Source organism: Bifidobacterium sp. H6bp9 (genome assembly GCF_032193695.1).
Taxonomy (GTDB): domain Bacteria; phylum Actinomycetota; class Actinomycetes; order Actinomycetales; family Bifidobacteriaceae; genus Bombiscardovia; species Bombiscardovia kimbladii.
Window position 1 is genome coordinate 35,586 of the sequence record NZ_JASTZY010000008.1, and the last position, 18,732, is coordinate 54,317.

Below are 18,732 nucleotides of genomic sequence, written 5' to 3' on the forward strand. Positions count from 1 at the left end.
AAGAGCCGTGCATTAAACTTTATAACCTAAATTCGCATCCGTCCTGAACGCACGCCGATATGGATAAGCTGCATTCCCGGTACGCAGATAAATAACCAAACTCGCGGTTGGAGTCGACAAAGAAACTGGGCCGCCGACAAGTCCATTGCTCACAACAGTTAACGCTGAATTCGAATTCGCGAAATCAAGCGTTAAGGTGTCAATTCACTTTTTATATGCCCTACAAAACCCGATGGGCCTTTAGTATAGATACTGATCCTTGCAATTATTCAATATGGCTCAATTTGCGCTCTTACTGATATATCTATCCCGCATTTGCAGGTTTACAACATCACAGATTTCAAAACTGCATTAAACGAGAGAACAAATAGAGGTATTAATCACCTCAAAGTCGATAGTCACCGCGCCAATTCAATCCTTGCTTTTCTAACGGTTTATAAGCACTCAATTCCTATCTTTCCAGTTGACAAGAAAAGCGCCACAACACGATTTGCCCGGTTGCAGCGCTGATTAGCTATAGCAGAGAAACGGCTCTACGCTTCCTTCTCCTTATCCAGCTCGGCGAGCATGGTCTTCTGCTCATCCGGTGTCAGCTTGCGGATGCCGATTCCGGTGTATCCCCAGATGGTGGCGAAAATCACGCCGGTCCAGCAGAGGGTTGCCCAAGGCATATAGGAGAGCGTTGGTACGCCCAAGGTGGCCGCCATATAGGCGCCAGCGGCTGTCCAGGGCAGGATCGGCTCGAATATGGTGCCGGAATCCTCTATGCTTCGCCCAAGATTGCAGGGATGCAGACCTCGGCGAATGTATGCAGGCCTCAGCAGCTCGCCAGGCAGCAGGAGGGAGACCTGGCCGTTGCAGGTAGTGGATATGGTCAGGATGCCGGTCAGCAGGGTGACGGCAATCAACGAGCCGGTGCTCTTGCTGATCTTGAGCAGGGATTCCACGATCTTGTTCAAAGCTCCGGAGGCCGAAAGCACCCCTGCGAAGGAGAGGGCGCAGAACGCAATCAGGAGGGTGCTCATCATGCTTTCCATGCCGCCTCGGTTCAGCAGACTGGTGATGTCCTTGGCTGCTGGGCCCAAGTTGAAGCCCTTGGGAAGCATAGAGGTGTCGAACCCGTTGACGATGGCGTTGAATGCATTGGTGACGGAGAAGTGCTGGATGACGACGGCATTGAACATAGCCACCGCCGACGAGAGCAGCATGACCGGTATGGTCGGCTTCTTCCACGCCGACCCGATCAGGATGATCAGGAGGGGTATAAGCAGCATGACCACGTTCCAGGTGAAGGCCTGCGAAAGCGTGTTGTTCATCTCGGCGACCTTGTCAAAGCCGCGGCCACCTGTGGACTGGACCCCACGGCCCGCCACGAACATGACTATCGCTGCCACCAACAAGGAGGGGAAGGTGGTCCACAACAGGTGCTTCATATGCGTGAACACATTCACATGGGTGATGGCCGCAGCCAGATTAGTGTCTCCGGACAGAGGGGAAAGCTTGTCTCCGAAATAGGCGCCACTAACCACCGCACCAGCGACGATGGCGGGATTGATGCCATCCATGCCAAGCGCCACTCCCATGAAGGCTACGCCAATGGTACCTGCGGAGCCCCAGGAGGTTCCCGTGCAGACCGAAGTGATGGCCGTGACCAGCAGAGCCGTCAGATAAAGGTACTTGGGCGATACGATCTTGAGGCCGAAGTAGACCATCATGGGAATGGTTCCACCGATCATCCAGGACCCGATAAGCATGCCCACCACTATCAGAATCAGCATGGCAGGCATGATCCCGGCGATCTTCTCGGCTATGGTGTTGAGCATCTCATCGTATCCGTGGCCGAGCATGTAGGCGATGATCGCTGCCACCACGGCAGCCAGGATAAGCATCGGCTCAGCGGGAAGTTCCAGCCAAATAGCTCCAACCCCCATGAACACTGCCATGGCGATAATCGGTGTCAGCGCCAAGAGCAGGGAGGGGGAACGCTGCTCCCTTTGTTTCTTTTCCTTCGTCATTGCAGGGTCGCCTTTCCCCTTGAAGTGCCAAGCGCCCGATTCATGCGCGACAGTGCCTCGGTCAGAATCGGCGTAGTTGTTGCCAGGTTGATGCGCACAAAGCCGCTGCCGCCCAGTCCGAAGTCAGTCCCCGGATCCAGCATCAGGCCCTGCTCAGCCAGCCGCTTTTCGATTTCCTCATCCTCGAGTCCCAGCCCTCTCATATCTATCCAGGCCAGGTAGGTGCCTTCAGGCTCAATCAGCTTCACACCATCCATTCCGGCAACGCAGTCGCGCAAAAGATTGGTGTGCTTCTCGAGCTCAGCAAGAAGTTCGTCCAGCCAGTCTGCGCAATGATCGTATCCCGCTTGAGTGGCAACTTGTGCAAAATAGCGGGGATTATGGCAGCCAGCATCATCAATGGCCTTCTCCACCTTGTGCCGCAGATCAGCATCAGGAACGACAATGTTGGCCGTTTCCAGCCCAGCGATGTTGAAGGTTTTCCCCGGGGAGGTAAAGGAGATACCTCCGGCCGCTTCGGGCGTCGAGGTCAGATAAGGCTGGAATCGATATCCTGTATGGATCAGATCGGCATGGAACTCATCTGAGATGACCAGGACATCATGCTTGTCGGCAGCCTTGGCCACCTTGGCCAGTTCGTCACGGGTCCATACGCGGCCGGTGGGGTTATGCGGATTGGTGATTACCATCGCACTGGCCTGGTCAAGCAGGTCTTCAAGCGCATCGAAGTCGAACCGGTATTTTCCCTGGCCGTCGATCTTCAGCGTCCATGGAAGGACCTTGCAGCCTGCGGCCTTGATCGCCGTTGGGGTGGGCGAATATGCAGGATAGGGGACGATTACCGAGCAGGCAGGCGGCAGAGTCTCTCTGAGTATGGCTGGCAAGGATTCCACCATTCTGCCTACCGGCACTAGACTGGCCGGGCTGATCTGCCAGCCGTGGCGCCTTTTGAACCAGTCACACACTGACTGTCTATATGAGGGGTCCAGGTAGGTGTAGCAGAAATCACCCACCTGAGCACGTTCGACCACAGCTTGGACCAACGGGTCCGGGGCTTTGAAATCCATGTCTGCCACCGATAGGGATATGGCATCGTCACCGCAGATACGATGTGCATCATCCCAGCGGATACTATGTACTCTTCCCAGATCCTGGGTTGAAACGGGATGTAGAAGACCCATGATTACGTCTGTTCCCTTCTTTACAACTATGCCGGATACCTTGCCTTCATTAGCAACGTGATCCTCTGAGGCCGCCATGGCCTCGATACTGCCTCCCCCGCTTATTGCTTTTTCTTATCTTTACCGGAGGTCGTCTCGTCTATTTCTTTGAGATAGTTGTAGACGGTGAACCGTGAAATCTGCAAGCGGTCGGCCAAGGTCTCGGCCGCGTCTCGCAGGAAGAAAAAGCCCTGTTCTTTGGCTTGTCGTATCACCTCCTTCTTATGGTTTTTCGTCATCAGCTCGACCGGTATACCCTGGCTGGCAACAGCACGGTCGAGCACGATATTTGCCAAGTCATCAAGGTTGTGGACGAAGGCTTCACCCGTGGAGTTCGCTTCGGCCGATCCTGTTCCCTGATCTATCTGCCCTGTCTCGGATCCAGCCTTCTCGGCGCCACGCTGTTGGTTCTGATCCAAGTCTTCATCAAGTTCAGCTTCCGACTTTGGTTCAGAGCTTGCGTCTACACTGCCGTAGAGCATTTGCTGGCATATTTTCAGAAGCCCGGACCAAATCTCGACGTTGCTGTTGATGCATAAGGCGGCGACCGGATTCCCTTGGCTATCCTTGACGGCTATAGTGGCACAACGAATCCGACGCCCGTCAGGCAGAACAGAGCTGTAGTTGACCATGGTGCGCACTCGACCCTCAGCCATCTGCTTGAGCAGGACATCGGTCGCCGGATCGCCGACCTTGCGACCGGTCAAACCACCTGCAATAGCAACGATGGTGTTAGGCACCTGTGAAAGGTCATGCACCACAACCTCACAATCCGCCATAAGCGATGCCAGCGGTTCCACCAGCTGGGCCAAGGATTGGATTATCAGGGCACGTTCTGCGCTGTCCTGCGCCTTGAGGTCGCGTGCCGATTGTGCATCGTTGCTCATACATCATCTCTTTCGTGAAGTATCCAAAGATAGTATAACCATTTAATAAACATTTTGTTGAGCGTTTCTATTATTTGTTTATTTTTCCTGTCGCTCTTCCGAATTCACGATCTTCATAGGGGATATTCATCTATGCAAATTGCTGAAAATCCGGCTGTTTACCACGAAACACATGATGTTGAACACAAGGCGGCAGACATCCATAATTCGCAGATAAGGAACCAAAGTAGACAGCTAGACCGTTGATAGGAGCTTCAAAGTATCGAAAAGGCAACGCTCTGCCGGGAATCCACGAATCACAGGTTCGGCCAAGTAAGTTGCCTAAGGCTATGTCCTTGGCTGCTGGCGCCCATGCCAATCTGACCGGAAAAGCTGGCTCCCGCCTATACAAAGCAAATCAGTAAAGCGACAACTGTGCTGATGGACTGAATTACCTCAACTCTGCCGAAAGGAACCTTCCTTTTTTCAACTGTTCTAAGACAGCTAGAGTCCATGAACCCCGCTTGTAGGGGAAGCTTACGGAGATATCACCACCCCGGGTGAGAGTAGACACCTGTTTTGCTGAGCCACTTTTCTCCGAACTGACTCCAACTACGCTCCCCATTTGCGGAGTCAGCAGAAAGAATTCGCGCCCAGAATCTTTCATTGAAATGTGCCAGGTTTGAATTGTGTCGACAGCATCATAGCTGCGAGCAGCAATTCGACCCGGCACTATCAATTACATCTCATTCTTTATACGGATGTTCAGGCAGAGACTAGTCTTCCGTCCTGCAGTGTCAGCAGACGATCAACCCGGTCTAGGACCGAGGAACGATGGGAGACAATCAGACAGGTACGGTCGCCCTTCTGCTCGATCAGCCTGGTCAAGACCCGGCCCTCCAAGAGAGCGTCCATGTTGCTGGTGGGCTCATCCAAAAGCATGAATGGCGCCGAGCTCAAAAAGGCGCGAGCCAGAGCCACCCGCTGCCGCTGCCCCTCGGACAGGTCCGAGCCATTGTCGGCAAGCAGGTGATCCAAACCGTCGGGCAACTGATCGATCAGATCGTCCAGGCAGGCGTCATGAGCTGCCTGCTCAATGTCCGCTCTGCTGACATCGGGCCGAGCCAAGGCGATGTTATCTGCCAGCGTGAGACTGAATATGTAGGTGTCCTGGCTCACCAGAGTCTGCCGGGCGCGCAGGTCGGCGGTGCGAATGGTCTCGATAGGCAGGCCGGAAACCGTCAGATCCCCGCCACTGCGCTCTTGGAACCTCATCAGCAGGTCGATCAGAGTGGACTTGCCGACCCCGTTGGCGCCTTGAATGCCAATCAGTTCGCCAGGCTTGATGGAAAGATCCAGACCCTCCAAAACCGAAGTCCGGTCGCTATGTTCACCCGAGTCAGTCTTGCCTGGATCGTCCTTACCCGTGTCAGTCTTGCCGGCGTAGGAAAAGGAAACTGCCCTGGCATTCTCTCCAGTGAACTCCGCCAACGAATTCCCATGATCGGACTCCACCTCGCGCACAGGTGGCTCCTTGTCCAAAAGAGAGAAGACCCGCCGAGCAGCAGCCAGCGTGGGCTGCAGGCCGGCGCCTAGCCGGGCCACAGGTATCAAGGGAGCGAAGGAGGAGAGGAAACCGACCAGTCCAATCATCCCCCGGGCAGGATCCATCAACCCCTCAGAGCCAAGCCAGCAGGCCATCAGCGTGAAGGCTCCGGCGCAGATCAGAGTGACCACATTGGTGACCATGTCGTTGGCGATGGTCCGCCCAGAGGTGCGCCCGCGGGCATCCAACATCTGGTCGGTGGCGGCTCCCACTCGATGGCGGGTATTGCCAAGAGCCCCCAATCCAGCCAGTTCGGTGCGGCCCTGCAGGGTCTCCAGAAGCAGGGAATGCAGGCTGGCCTGGGCCGTCCGCTCCTGCATGGCCACCTTGAAAGTGGGCCTGGCGCTCAGGATGGGGATGAGCAGGCCGACGATCAGGTAAGAGACCAGGGCGGCAAGTCCCATCCAGGGTGAGAGCCAGGTGAGCAGGGCCAAATTGGCCAGAGAGGTCACCAGGGCGATGGCGATGGGCGAAAGCGTATGGGCGTAGAAGATCTCGAGCAGCTCGATGTCGTTGGTGATCACTGTCACCATGTCTCCGCGCGCTTGGTCTCGCAGGCCGGCCGGGGCCAGGGACCGCATCTTGTCGAAGACCGTCGTGCGGATGTCCCGGAGCATGCTGAAGGCCATCTCGTGGTTGTAGTACTGCTCCCCATAAGCCATGACCCCACGGCTAAGAGCAGTCAGAACCGCCACCAGGGCCCATACGACCCACTGGCCATTCAGCGGCGGCCAGTCCATGACCAGACCGATCAGGGCCGCTGCGGCTGCCATCATGCTCCAGACTGCGAAGAGATGGCCCAGACTGCCGCAGAGGATGGCCTTGCCCTCCGTGCCGGCCAGAGGCTTCATCAGCCGGGCCATGCGGCGCATCATCGTCAGATTGCCGGTCGTCTGCTGCATGTCTTCACTCCCCGTCCTCATACTGGGCCTGCTCCTTCCACTGGGCCGCGAATCCGCCCCCGGCATCCATCAGATCTCGGAAACCGCCGCACTCCGCCAGACGGCCCCCCTGCAGGAAGAGAATGGAATCGGCATTGCGGACCCCGGCCAAACGGTGGGTGATGGTCAGGACCAGGGACTCCTTGCCCAGCGCATCCATCAGAGCAGCCAGTGTAGCGTCATGCTCGCGGTCCACGGCGCTGGTGGCCTCATCGAAGATATAGACGGGGGAACGCCGCAGGAGCCCGCGGGCAATGGACAGGCGCTGGCGCTGCCCTCCGGAAAGGTTGCCTCCCTCGGGGTCGATAGGAGCGTCCAGTCCGCCCTTGCTCTGGACAAGACCGGTCAGGCCGACCTGGTCCAGCGCATCCTGCAGCTCCCAATCCGAGTAGCCCAGTCCGGCCGGGTCCAGATTCGACCTGATGGTTCCGGTGAAGAGGTGATCGGTTCCCCGAACCACAGTCTGCAGGCCGACCAGATCCTCGCGCGACAGGTCGCTGATTTGGCGCCCGCCAATGGTCAGCTCTCCGGCATACCCCTGAAGGCGCCCGGACAGCAGGCCCGCCAAGGTGCTCTTGCCGGAGCCCGAAGCACCGACCAAGCCCACATGTCCCTTGGCAGGCAGATCGAAGTTCAGATCGGTCAGGGCCTGGAAGCCGTCAGGATAGGTGTATGTCAAATCGCGAGCGCTGATGCCTAGCGAATCATCGCCAGACATATCCGCCTGATCTTCCTGCTTCGAAGCGGATTCCGAGTCAGACTCCCGAACTGCTTCCTCAGAAGTTTCGAGACTCGCTTCCGGAGCCGTCTCCGAACCCGTACTCTTGCGTGACTCAGGAGTCGTCCCTGGAGCCGCCGACTTCCCGTCGCCCCCCTGCCGTGCTTGGAGAATATCGTCGATGGCCTTGCCCTGCTTGATGGCGACCATGCCGGAATGCATCATGTAGACCAGCTGGCGCTCAGGTGCAAAGAGCCGGACCCCAGCCAAAGCAACAACCAAACAGGACAGCACTCGAGAGGGCCCGTCCTGCCCAATCAGGACCGTGGCTGCCACCGCCAGAATGAGGCTGGTGTAGATGACCACGTCGGCCTTGATCAGCGAGCGCAGCTGCCCGGCCAGGACCCCCATGGTTATCCGGCGGAATCCCTCGGACTCCTCGGCCAGGTCATCAGCCTGCCGCTGGTCTGCCCCGAAGATCTTCAAGGTGTTGAGCCCTCTCAGGGCATGCTCGAAGTGGACGCCGACCTTGTCATACTTGCGCAGCTGGCCCAGCTGCACCTTGATGTTCTCGCCCATGGTGGGCTTGGAGGCCAGGGGCAGGGACACCATGCCGATCACGACGATTGCCGCAGCCAGGGGACTGACGGGCAGAAGAACGATCAGAGTCACGACCAGCATCAAGGCGGTCTGGACCAAGGCCGGAATGTAGGCCGTAAAATATGAGACGACCGACTTGACCCCCTCGGTCGAAAGTCTGGCCAGGGTCTGCGCCGGAACGCCCAGGTCGTCCTCCTGCCTGTTGGGGTCGAACACGGATAGATACAGGGCCTGGGAGAGCGCCTTGCCCATCCCATCAGCCAGCCGGGCGCTGACGGACTTGGCGACCGCCTGGGTCATGAGCCGAACCAGGATCAGCCCACCTATCAAGGCCGCCAAGGGTCCGGGCCGACCAGGCACCCAGGCAAGGGCATGAGGGACAGGCAGGCCAAGGGAACGGCCCACGGCCGCGATGGCCACCGGCAGGAGGAGGACCTCCGCCAACGCGCCGATCGTCTGCAGGAGGGCCAGCAGGAGGCTAGCGCCCATCCTGGCTCCCGGTAGATGAAGTAGTCGCTTGCTGATCATGCCTGTCCTCCGTGCCGCCTTTCTGATACGCCCCTCTCAGTGGACACTAACAAAATCCTCGCGCGCCGGGCAATACCCCGATTGTGAAGCACTGGCAAGAGACATAAAAAAATATCATTTACTTTCCCTCCCGGCCCTCCTAAACTTGACGGCACAACCTGAAATCGGCGGATATGGCCTAGGGCCGAGCGACCGCCACCCAGATGGGAGCGATCCTTTATGAAAGCACTTAAGACAAAAGACCTGGTCAACGTCGGCATTTTCACGGCCCTCTACTTCGTCAGCATGGCGGTGGGCAACTTCATCACCGTCTTCCTGGCTGGCCTGGTCATGCCCGGCCTGTCCTCCCTCTTCATCCCCGCTGTGGTGGGGCTGGTCTCCGGCCCGGTCTACATGCTGATGATCCGCCGGGTGCCCAGGTTCGGGGCCATCACCATCGTCGGCGTCATCATGGGCCTCTTCCTGCTGGTCTTCGGCCACTTCGCCCTCTCCTTCATCCCCTACGCCTTCTGCGGCCTGCTGGCTGACCTGGTTCAGTCCTCGCTCGGGGAGAGCCGTCCCAACCTGGCCCGCTACCTGAGCTACGTCATCCTCACCTTCGGCTGCACCGGCCCTGTCCTGCCCCTCTGGTTCATGAAGGACGCCTACGTGGCCAGCCTGGTCCGCCGCGGCAAGAGCCAGGAGTACATCGACGGGGTCTTCGCGCCCATCACCGGAGCCACCTTCCTGGTCTGCATTCTGGCCACCCTGGTCGGCGCCCTGCTTGGGGCATGGATAGGCGCCAAGATCGTCGACAGGCATTTCAACCGGATACCCGCCAAGCAATGAGGCCCATCTCCATCTACACCAGATTCCTGCTGGTCATCTTCGCCAACGCCCTGATTTTCGTCACCCTGCCCACCCCGCTGGTCCTGGCCATCAACATCTACTTCTGCAGCTTCCAGGTCATCGTGGGCAGGGTCAGGAAGGGCCAGGCCTGGCTTCTGGTCTGTCTGGTCTTCGCCCTGGGCGCCTCCCTGGCCATGGTCTTTCCCGAGAATCTGCCGGGGCATTACCTGCTCTTCCTCTTCGTCGGCGTGGGCAGGATCCTCCCCCTGGTGCTGGTGGCGGCTTTCATGATGGGCACCACCAAGGTCTCGGAGCTGGTCTACCTGCTGCGCAAGATCCACGCCCCCCAGTGGCTGGTCATCCCCGTCAGCGTGCTCTTCCGCTTCTTCCCGACCGTCAGGCACGACTACGCCCAGATCAGACGGGCCATGAAGTTCAGAGGGATCGCGGTCACCACCGGGGACATGGTACGGCATCCGATGCGGACCATGGAGTACATCTACGTTCCCCTGCTCAACAACGCCACCAATGTGGCCTCCGACCTGACCTCGGCCGCCCTGACCAGGGGGATCGGCGACCCCGGGCCCAAGACCTCCATCCAACGGATCGCCTTCACCGGACTGGATGCGCTCATGTGCGCCCTGGGTCTGGTCCTTATGGGATGTGGAGCCTATGTTGCAATGCTCCAGGCTTAGCTTCACCTACGAAGGCGCCAGCCATCCATCCCTCCAGGAGGTCTCCTGCCGGATGGGCCAGGGACGGCTGACCGTGGTCACCGGGCCGAGCGGTTGCGGCAAGACCACCCTGTCCAGGGTCATCAACGGCCTGATTCCCGAACTCTACGAGGGCAAGCTGGAGGGAGAGTGCCTGATCGGGGGCGAGCCCACCACGGCCCGGCCCATCTACCGGCTTTCGGAGCAGGTGGGGTCGGTCTTCCAGAATCCCAAGACCCAGTTCTTCACCACCGATGTCCGCAGCGAGCTGGCCTTCCCCCTGGAGAACACCGGGGTCCAGCCGGAGGCCATCCGGGAGCGTATAGACCAGGTGGCCGACCTTTTCGGCATCGCCCCGCTTATGGACAGGGACATCTTCTCCCTGTCGGGGGGCGAGAAGCAGATGATCGCCATCGCCTCCTCCTGCATGATGGACCCGGAGATTTTGGTCCTGGACGAGCCCTCCGGCAACCTGGACGTGGAAGCGGTGGCCAGCCTGGCGCAGATCCTGGGCCGCTTGAAGGACCGGGGCCTGACCATGGTCCTGATCGAGCACCGCCTCTACTACCTGGACGGCCTGGCCGACGACTTCCTGGTCATGAAGGACGGCAGGCTGGCGGAGCACCTGACCCCTGCCGCCATGAGGGGGCTGGATGGTCCGAGTCGCCAGGCTATGGGGCTGCGGGCCCTGGACCTGGATGCGACCGAGAATGCGAGCACACCTGCCAGGGTCATCGATGACAGGACCCCCGACCTGCTCCGAGTCAGGAACCTGACCTATGCCTACCATCACGACCAGCCTCCTGCCTTGGATGTGGACGACCTGACCCTGTCCAGCGATGACATCACCGGCATCATCGGCCGCAACGGAGCCGGCAAGAGCACCTTCGCCTCGGTCCTGACCGGACTGCTCAAGCCTGGCGACAGGTCGGAAATCAGCCTGAATGGGACGAAACAGACCGCCAGGGAGCGCGTCGAGGACTTCTACATGGTCTTTCAGGATGTCAACTACCAGCTCTTCAGCGAGACCGTGGAGGGCGAGATGCTCCTTGGAGCCAAACGGACCGACCTCTTTGAGGAGGTGGCACGAAAGCTGGACCTGGAGCGGCTCCTGGGCCGGCACCCCAACACCCTCTCCGGCGGGGAAAAGCAACGGGTGGCCATCGCGGCCGCCATACTGTCGGGCAAGCGCCTGGTGGTTCTGGACGAGCCCACCAGCGGCCTGGACCTGCTCCATATGAATCAGGTGACCGGGATGATCCGCTACATGCGCTCCCTGGGGGTCATGGTGATCGTCATCTCGCACGATCAGGAGTTCCTGGCCCAGACCTGCCAGCGGTTCATCACCTTCCGCCAGGGCAGACCGGTCAGGGACAGCCTCAAACTGGGCAACCTCCTGCAAGCCCTCTGAACCTCCGAACCCTTGCATGGTCGGCGAACATGACGCCTCCCGGCAGGCGGTTCTCCTGTGCTCCGGACCCCGCGAACGTATACAGTAGTGGGGAAAAAGCATCAGGGGGCGTCCCTCGCGTCGGACGGCCCCGCCGCACAGCCAGGGTTACGAGAGGGCATGATGGGCTATATCGACGTCATCGGAGAGACGAAACGGTATGTGACCGGCGAGACGACCATCGTGGCCAACAATGAGGTCACCTTCTCCATCGAGAAGGGCGAGCTGGTGGTCATCCTCGGCGCCTCAGGGGCTGGCAAATCGACCGTGCTGAACATTCTGGGCGGCATGGACACCTGCAACGAGGGCCAGGTGATCGTGGACGGGAAGGACATCGCCGGCTACGACGCCCGGCAGCTGACCACCTACCGCCGCTACGACGTGGGCTTCGTCTTCCAGTTCTACAATCTGGTGGCCAACCTGACCGCCAGGGAGAACGTGGAGCTGGCCTCGGAGATCGTGGACGACGCCGCCGATCCGGTCCAGACCCTGGTCGACGTAGGTCTGGGCGACCGGATCGACAACTTCCCCGCCCAGCTTTCCGGCGGTGAGCAGCAGCGTGTGGCCATCGCCCGGGCCGTGGCCAAGAACCCCAAGATCCTGCTCTGTGACGAACCCACCGGAGCTCTGGACTACCGCACCGGCAAGCAGGTGCTGCGCATCCTCCAGGACCAGTGCCGCAAGAAGGGCGCCACCGTGGTCATCGTCACCCACAACGCGGCCATCGCCCCCATCGCCGACAGGGTCATCCGCATGCATGACGCCCGGGTCCAGGCTGTGCAGACCAATGACAGCCCCGAAGACATCGAAAACGTGGAGTGGTGAGGATGCAGCCCGTCAGGAAGGTGCTCTGGCACGACATCCGGGTCTCCCTGCGCAAGTCCCTGGGGCGGTTCATCTCCATCGTCTGCCTGGTGGCGCTGGGCTCCTTCGCCCTGGTCGGGCTGAGCGTGACCGGGCCGGACATGCGGCAGGCCGGCAACGCCTACCTGTCCGACCACCATCTGGCCGACCTGATGGTCATCAGCAGCTACGGGCTCGACCAGGAGGATCAGGATGCCATCGACACCGCCCCCGGCAACTCAGGAATCGAATACGGATATCTGAAGGATGTGGTGCTCAAGGGCACCGACAAGAGCCTGCGCATCTACTCCGCCCCCGACCGGATCTCCACCTATGAGCTGGTCGATGGATCCATGCCCACCAGACCTGACCAGATAGCGGTCGACACGGCCCTGGCCGGGAGCCACCCCATCGGCAGCAGCATCCAGGTGGATGAGAAGGCCGACCAGCTGGGCAGGAAGGTCTTGAGGCACCACAAGCTGCGCGTGGTGGGCACGGTCAGGTCGACCGAGATCCTGAGCAAGGTCAACATGGGCCCCTCCACAGCCGGATCCGGATCCCTGGACTCCTACGCAGTGACCACGCCCGGGGCCTTCGACTCGGACGAGTACATGATCGCCCGCCTGACCTTCAAGGACCTGGACCGGATCAGGGACCACTATTCCGACCAGTACATCCAGGCCCTGCAGACCCACAAGGACTATCTGAACAGGATCCTCTCAGGCCGCCCCACAGCAAGACTGAACGCCATCAAGGCCCCCCTGAAGCAGAAGCTGGACCAGGGGCAGGACCAGGTGGATCAGTCCAGAGCGGAACTCAGGGGGAACCGGCAGCAGCTGGACCAGGCCAGGAAGGATCTGGATCAGGGCGCCCAGGGCATCCAGTCCGCCAAGAACCAACTGGCCGCCAAGACGGTGCAGGCCCAGGCGGCCATCGACCAGGGACAGCAGGAGGTGGACCTGAGCTCGGCTGAGCTGGCCCGAAAGCAGAAGCAGTACCAGTCCTCCGCCAACCAGGTGGCCCAGGGCAGGCAGCAGGCCGATCAGGGTCAGCAGGCCATCGACCAGGGACAGGCCAAGCTTGATGGTTCCCGCCAGCAGCTGGAGGGCGGCAAGGCCCAGGCCGACCAAGTTGTAGCCCAGGCCCAGGCAGCGCAGAAGCAATGCAGACAGGGCATCGCACAGGTCACCGGCCTCATTCAGACCATCGACGCCCAGCTGGCCGCCCCCGGGCTGACCCCCCAGCAGCAGGAGGAGCTCAACCGCCGAAAGACCGGGCTCCAGGCCCAACTTGCCGAGTTCAACCGGCAGTCGCCGCAGATCGATGCCCTGGCAGCCAAGGCCAAGGCGGGCCGCGATGCCTTCATGACCAACCAATACACCCCCGGCATGGCCCAGGTGGCAGCCAACCAGCAGACCCTGGACGCAAAGCGCCAGGAGCTGACCCAGGCAAGAGCCAAGGTGGAGGAAGGCGAGCGCCAACTGTCCCGAGGCAAGGCTCAGCTTGACCAGGCCTCAGATCAGCTTGCCCAGGGCAGGGCCAAACTGGCCCAGGCCCGGCAGCAGCTGGCCGGCAGCCGCGCCTCGGCCCAGGGGCAGATCGACCAGGCCCAGGCCACCCTGGATCAGAAAACCGCGGAATACCAGACCAAACTGGACAAATTCAAGAGGGAGAGCCCGGACGCCCAGAAGAAGATCGACGACTCCCAGAAGAAGCTGAACAAGGCGGCTGACCAGCTGAGCCGACTGGAAAAGCCGGTCTATGCCCTGGACTCACGCCGGGAAGCGCCCGGCTCAGAGGGCTACAAGGTCTACGCCTCCGTCTCCTTCATTGTGGACTCGCTGGCCAAGATCTTCCCCTACTTCATGTATCTGGTGGCAGCCCTGGTCACCTTCACGACCATGACGCGCTTTGTGGACGAGGAGCGGATCAACGCCGGAACGCTGAAGGCCCTGGGCTACAGGGACCGGGATGTCATGGCCAAGTTCCTGGTCTACGGCGGAGCGGCCTCGGCCCTGGGCGCCCTCCTGGGCATCATCGCCGGCCACACCCTCCTGCCCTGGATCGTCTACCAGGCCTATGTCCACGCCTTCGACATGCCGCCCATCCGCTACGGCTTCCACCTGCCCATCACCCTTCTGGCCTGCCTGCTGGCCTTCCTGAGCGCCGTGGTCCCCGCCTTCCTGAGCGCTTGGCGGGAGCTGCGCGAGAAGCCGTCAGCGTTGCTCCTGCCCAAGCCGCCCAGCGCCGGATCGAAGATCTTCCTGGAGCGCATACCCCTGATCTGGAACCGGCTCAGCTTCACCCACAAGGTCACCGCCCGGAACATCTTCCGCTACAAGCAACGGATGCTGATGACCATCTTCGGGGTCTGCGGTTCGGTGGCCCTCCTGATGGCCGGTTTCGGCGTGCAGGGGTCCATCTCGGCCATCAACGAGCACCAGTTCGGCCAGGTGATCCGCTATGACCTGATCGCCGCCGAGAACAGCCAGGCCACATCCGACCAGCGTCAATCCATCAAAAAACGGCTGGAAAAGCCCGATGTGAGCCGCTCCCTGAACGTGCGCTACGAGGAGATGAGCAAGACAGCCGGCCACAACGCCGACAAGCAGTCCATCACCATGATCGCGCCGGCCAGCGCCGAACATCTGGACGACTTCATCCGCATGGACACCCGGTCCGGGCACAAGCCCCTGAGCCTCAAGGGCGACGGCGTGATCCTCTCCGAGCGGATCGCCCAGCTGACAGGGACGAAAGTCGGCGACAGGATCACTCTGCAGGATTCAGGCGGCAGGGACAGAACCATGCGGGTGGACGGCATCTGCGAGATGTATCTGGGGCACTTCGTCTTCATGAGCCCATCGGCCTACAGGACCGTCTTCCACCAGGACTTCTCGCCCAACGCCCATCTGGTCACCTTCAAGGACTCCAGCGCGGAGAACACCAGAAGGCAGGCCGCCTCCTTCATGCGGATCGACGGGATCCAGGGGGTGGTGCAGAACACGACCCTGATGAGCCAGATCGACACCGTGGTCAGGTCCCTGAACATGATCATGCAGGTGCTGATCATCGTGGCCACCCTGCTGGCCCTGGTCATCCTCTACAACCTGACCAACCTGAACGTGGAGGAGCGGATCCGCGAGCTGAGCACCATCAAGGTGCTGGGCTTCTACGACCGCGAGGTGACCATGTACATCTACCGGGAAACCATCCTTCTTTCAGCTATCGGCGTCCTGGCCGGGTACGGATTCGGAGCCTGGCTGCACCACTACATCATCACCACCGTTCCACCGGACAACGTCCTCTTTGACCCATCCATCAGCTGGGTGGCCTTCGTCGTGCCCCTGGTCATGATCACGGTCATCACGGCCGGCCTGGGCTGGATGGTCAACAACAAGCTCAAGCATGTGGACATGCTGGAGGCTCTCAAGTCGGTGGACTAGACCATATCGGCATTTACCCATGCTGATGGCGTAAGCTGGCACTCCAAGAGTCCATAAGTCCATGCCATTAAAGCCATTGAGAATCCAGAAAGCGGAGGACGACGGTGCTGCAGATCGAACACATCTCCAAACAGTACAAAACGGGGGACTTCGTCCAGCAGGCCTTGAACGATGTCAGCGTCAACCTGCGCGACAACGAGTTTGTGGCCATCCTGGGCCCCTCCGGCTCCGGCAAGACCACCCTGCTCAACATCATCGGCGGGCTGGACCGCTATGACCAGGGCGACCTGATCATCAACGGCACCTCCACAAAGAAATACAAGGACAGGGACTGGGACTCCTATCGCAACCACACCGTGGGATTCGTCTTCCAGAGCTACAACCTGATCCCCCACCAGAGCATCCTGTCCAACGTGGAGCTGGCTCTGACCATCTCGGGCGTGCACCGGCAGGAGCGGCGCGAACGGGCCAGGCAGGCCCTGGAGCAGGTGGGACTGGGCCAGCACGTGAACAAGCGGCCCAACCAGCTCTCGGGCGGGCAGATGCAGCGGGTGGCCATCGCCAGGGCCCTGGTCAACAACCCTCGCATCCTCCTGGCCGACGAGCCCACCGGAGCCCTGGACTCGGAGACCTCCATCCAGATCATGGACCTGCTCAAGGAGGTGGCCCAGGACCGGCTGGTGGTCATGGTCACCCACAACCCCGAGCTGGCCCACCAGTACGCCACCAGGATCGTGGAGCTGCACGACGGTTCGGTCATCAGCGACTCCGACCCCCTGCCCGACGACCAGGTGCCCATCCGCCGGGCCCGCCACCGCACCTTCGGCAAGGCCTCCATGGGGCTGCTGACCTCCCTGTCGCTGAGCTTCAACAATCTTCGGACCAAAAAGGCCCGGACAGCCCTGACATCCTTCGCTGGGTCCATCGGCATCATCGGCATCGCCCTGATCCTGTCGGTGTCCACCGGGGTCAACCGCTACATCGACAGAATACAGCGGGAGACCATGACCTCCTACCCCATCACCATTCAGGAGCAGTCCTTCGACCTGAACAAAATAGTGGACTCCGCCCAGGAAACCCAGAAGGAGGCCAAGGCCCACAAGGATCTCAAGGCCATTCAGCCGGACGACTCCAGCGTCAAGGGGGCCTCCAGCCTGACCAGCAGCATCACCCAGAACAACCTGACAGACTTCAAAAAATACTTGGATAATCCCAAGAGTGAAATCCACCAATACGTGGGGTCCGTGGGCATCCAATACTCCTACGCCACCAAGTTCTCGGTCTTCGGGCACGATCCGGACGGCAAGCTGGTCTCTGCGGATAAGGTGACCATGGGCGGGCAGGACGATGCCAGCTCCACCGCCAGCCAGATGGCCACAGCCAACACCGACAGCGACATGGGCGATATCCAGTCCATGCAGATGTCCTACCTGACCGGCAAGACCGAGAAGAACAAGGCCCCGGAGATCTTCGGCGAGATCATGCCGGGGGCCGATGCCAAGACCACCATCAGCAAGGTGGTGACCGACAACTACCAGGTGGTGAACGGCACCTGGCCCAAGGCCAAGGATCAGGTGGTCCTGGTGCTGGACAAGAACAACCAGATGCCCGTCACTAGCCTCTACAAGCTGGGCATCCTCCCCTCCAGCCAGTACACCGACATGATGAACAAGCTCAACAGCGGCCAGGAGGTCAAGGTAGACACCAAGCCCATCGAATACGCCAAGGCCATGGACCAGAAACTCTCCCTGGTGCCCGCTGCTGACCAGTATGCCAAGGGGACCGACGGCCACTACCACTACATCGGCGACAACACCGACCAGATGACCAAGGCCGCCGACCAGGGCCTGCAGCTGCACATCGTCGGCATCGTCCGCCCCAACCAGGGGGCCAAGGCCACGCCACTCAAGGTCGGCGTCGGGTATACCCGCCAGCTGACCGACTACCTGATTGACCAGGCCAAGACCAGCCCCATCGTCACCGACCAGGAGGCTGACCAGGGCCACAGCGTCCTCAACGGGATGGCCTTCGCCCCTGCCGACGATGCTGCCAAGGCCAACGACGCCAAGGCCTATATCGCATCTCTGGGCGTCAGCCAGAAGGCCAGCATGGCCCAGGAGATCATGAAGGGCTCGGCAGCCATGGCCGGCCAGGATGCCCAAGGTCTGGGTCAGGGCCGGGCCGGAGCCGCTGCGAGAGCCCAAGGTTCTGCGGGGATCCCCACGGGGGCCTCTGCCGAACAGCAGACGGCCCAGGCCTTCGACCAGTACATCGCCACCGCCCCGCAGGACGCCCTGGTCGCCATCTACAACCAGTATGTCTCCACCGGCACCTACGCCGACAACCTGAGCGACTTCGGCCTGATCTCCCGGGACGCCCCCTCCCGCATCAGCATCTACACGGACAGCTTCGAGAACAAGAATTCCGTGGGCGACTCCATCAAGCACTACAACGACAAGGCCGCGGAGAAGAACAGGATCGTCTATACCGACTACGTGGGCCTGATGATGAATTCAGTCACCACCATCATCAACGTCATCACCTACGTGCTGATAGCCTTCGTCGGGGTCTCGCTGGTGGTCTCCTCCATCATGATCGGCATCATCACCTACATATCGGTTCTGGAGCGGACCAAGGAGATCGGCATCCTGCGCGCCATGGGCGCCTCCAAGCGGAACGTCTCCAACGTCTTCAACGCCGAGACCGGCCTCATCGGACTTCTGGCAGGTCTGCTGGGAGTGGGCATCACCCTGCTGCTGATCATTCCGGCCAACAGCATCATGCACCACTTCATGGGGACCACCGAGGTGAACGCGGCCCTGCCTGCATCGGGCGGCGTGGCCCTGGTCATCCTGAGCGTGGTCCTGACCCTGATCGGCGGCCTGATCCCCTCACGGAAGGCAGCCAAGCAGGATCCCGCCACCGCCCTGCGCACCGAGTGAGGCCGAGCGACACTGGGTG

The 18,732-nt window shown here is 60.6% G+C and carries 11 protein-coding genes; 6 read left to right on the forward strand and 5 right to left on the reverse strand.

The features are described from left to right. Nucleotides 1-533: 533 nt before the first annotated feature. The 5 genes from nhaC to QRX40_RS08315 form a co-directional block, all read right to left on the reverse strand. The gene (nhaC, locus tag QRX40_RS08295; RefSeq protein WP_313837619.1) at nucleotides 534-2,015 is read right to left on the reverse strand and encodes a Na+/H+ antiporter NhaC; all 1,482 of its coding nucleotides are present in this window, start codon (nucleotides 2,013-2,015) and stop codon (nucleotides 534-536) included. After that, nucleotides 2,012-3,274: an aminotransferase class I/II-fold pyridoxal phosphate-dependent enzyme gene (locus QRX40_RS08300; RefSeq protein ID WP_313837621.1), complete on the reverse strand. Its 1,263-nt coding sequence runs from the start codon at nucleotides 3,272-3,274 to the stop codon at nucleotides 2,012-2,014. The genes nhaC and QRX40_RS08300 overlap by 4 nt, the downstream gene beginning before the upstream one ends. Nucleotides 3,275-3,297: 23 nt before the next feature. After that, nucleotides 3,298-4,122 (reverse strand): helix-turn-helix transcriptional regulator, encoded by an 825-nt coding sequence (locus QRX40_RS08305; RefSeq protein WP_313837623.1) that lies wholly within the window; start codon nucleotides 4,120-4,122, stop codon nucleotides 3,298-3,300. A 744-nt stretch (nucleotides 4,123-4,866) separates the two neighbouring features. After that, on the reverse strand, nucleotides 4,867-6,630 hold the full coding sequence (locus QRX40_RS08310) for an ABC transporter ATP-binding protein (protein ID WP_313837625.1): 1,764 nt from the start codon (nucleotides 6,628-6,630) through the stop codon (nucleotides 4,867-4,869). Beyond that, entirely contained in the window at nucleotides 6,614-8,455 is a 1,842-nt protein-coding gene (locus tag QRX40_RS08315) for an ATP-binding cassette domain-containing protein (protein ID WP_313837627.1), read from the reverse strand. The genes QRX40_RS08310 and QRX40_RS08315 overlap by 17 nt, the downstream gene beginning before the upstream one ends. A gap of 258 nt (nucleotides 8,456-8,713) precedes the next feature. Here QRX40_RS08315 and QRX40_RS08320 point away from each other — a divergent pair, with 258 nt between their 5' ends. The 6 genes from QRX40_RS08320 (at nucleotide 8,714) to QRX40_RS08345 (ending at nucleotide 18,713) form a co-directional block, all read left to right on the forward strand. Then, nucleotides 8,714-9,322, forward strand: a complete 609-nt coding sequence (locus QRX40_RS08320; RefSeq protein WP_045923763.1) for an MptD family putative ECF transporter S component — start codon at nucleotides 8,714-8,716, stop codon at nucleotides 9,320-9,322. Beyond that, complete coding sequence (locus QRX40_RS08325; protein WP_313837630.1) at nucleotides 9,319-10,017, forward strand: energy-coupling factor transporter transmembrane component T; 699 nt, start codon at nucleotides 9,319-9,321, stop codon at nucleotides 10,015-10,017. Before QRX40_RS08320 ends, QRX40_RS08325 begins: the two co-directional genes overlap by 4 nt. Beyond that, nucleotides 9,995-11,446 carry an ABC transporter ATP-binding protein gene (locus QRX40_RS08330; protein ID WP_313837631.1) on the forward strand — a complete coding sequence of 484 codons (1,452 nt, stop codon included), beginning with the start codon at nucleotides 9,995-9,997 and terminating at the stop codon, nucleotides 11,444-11,446. The genes QRX40_RS08325 and QRX40_RS08330 overlap by 23 nt, the downstream gene beginning before the upstream one ends. A gap of 162 nt (nucleotides 11,447-11,608) precedes the next feature. After that, the gene (locus tag QRX40_RS08335; RefSeq protein ID WP_045923831.1) at nucleotides 11,609-12,310 is read left to right on the forward strand and encodes an ABC transporter ATP-binding protein; all 702 of its coding nucleotides are present in this window, start codon (nucleotides 11,609-11,611) and stop codon (nucleotides 12,308-12,310) included. Nucleotides 12,311-12,312: 2 nt separating this feature from the next. Then, on the forward strand, nucleotides 12,313-15,771 hold the full coding sequence (locus QRX40_RS08340; RefSeq protein WP_313837633.1) for an FtsX-like permease family protein: 3,459 nt from the start codon (nucleotides 12,313-12,315) through the stop codon (nucleotides 15,769-15,771). Nucleotides 15,772-15,875: 104 nt separating this feature from the next. Continuing rightward, nucleotides 15,876-18,713, forward strand: coding sequence for an ABC transporter ATP-binding protein/permease (locus QRX40_RS08345; protein ID WP_101431746.1), 2,838 nt, complete (start codon nucleotides 15,876-15,878; stop codon nucleotides 18,711-18,713). The last annotated feature ends 19 nt before the right edge of the window (nucleotides 18,714-18,732 follow it).

What these genes read in the sequence shown, in the direction of transcription:
- nhaC (WP_313837619.1), bottom strand. Translation starts at nt 2,015, where the DNA reads ATGACGAAGGAAAAGAAACAAAGGGAGCAGCGTTCCCCCTCCCTGCTC.
- QRX40_RS08300 (WP_313837621.1), bottom strand. Translation starts at nt 3,274, where the DNA reads ATGGCGGCCTCAGAGGATCACGTTGCTAATGAAGGCAAGGTATCCGGC.
- QRX40_RS08305 (WP_313837623.1), bottom strand. Translation starts at nt 4,122, where the DNA reads ATGAGCAACGATGCACAATCGGCACGCGACCTCAAGGCGCAGGACAGC.
- QRX40_RS08310 (WP_313837625.1), bottom strand. Translation starts at nt 6,630, where the DNA reads ATGAGGACGGGGAGTGAAGACATGCAGCAGACGACCGGCAATCTGACG.
- QRX40_RS08315 (WP_313837627.1), bottom strand. Translation starts at nt 8,455, where the DNA reads ATGGGCGCTAGCCTCCTGCTGGCCCTCCTGCAGACGATCGGCGCGTTG.
- QRX40_RS08320 (WP_045923763.1), top strand. Translation starts at nt 8,714, where the DNA reads ATGAAAGCACTTAAGACAAAAGACCTGGTCAACGTCGGCATTTTCACG.
- QRX40_RS08325 (WP_313837630.1), top strand. Translation starts at nt 9,319, where the DNA reads ATGAGGCCCATCTCCATCTACACCAGATTCCTGCTGGTCATCTTCGCC.
- QRX40_RS08330 (WP_313837631.1), top strand. Translation starts at nt 9,995, where the DNA reads ATGTTGCAATGCTCCAGGCTTAGCTTCACCTACGAAGGCGCCAGCCAT.
- QRX40_RS08335 (WP_045923831.1), top strand. Translation starts at nt 11,609, where the DNA reads ATGGGCTATATCGACGTCATCGGAGAGACGAAACGGTATGTGACCGGC.
- QRX40_RS08340 (WP_313837633.1), top strand. Translation starts at nt 12,313, where the DNA reads ATGCAGCCCGTCAGGAAGGTGCTCTGGCACGACATCCGGGTCTCCCTG.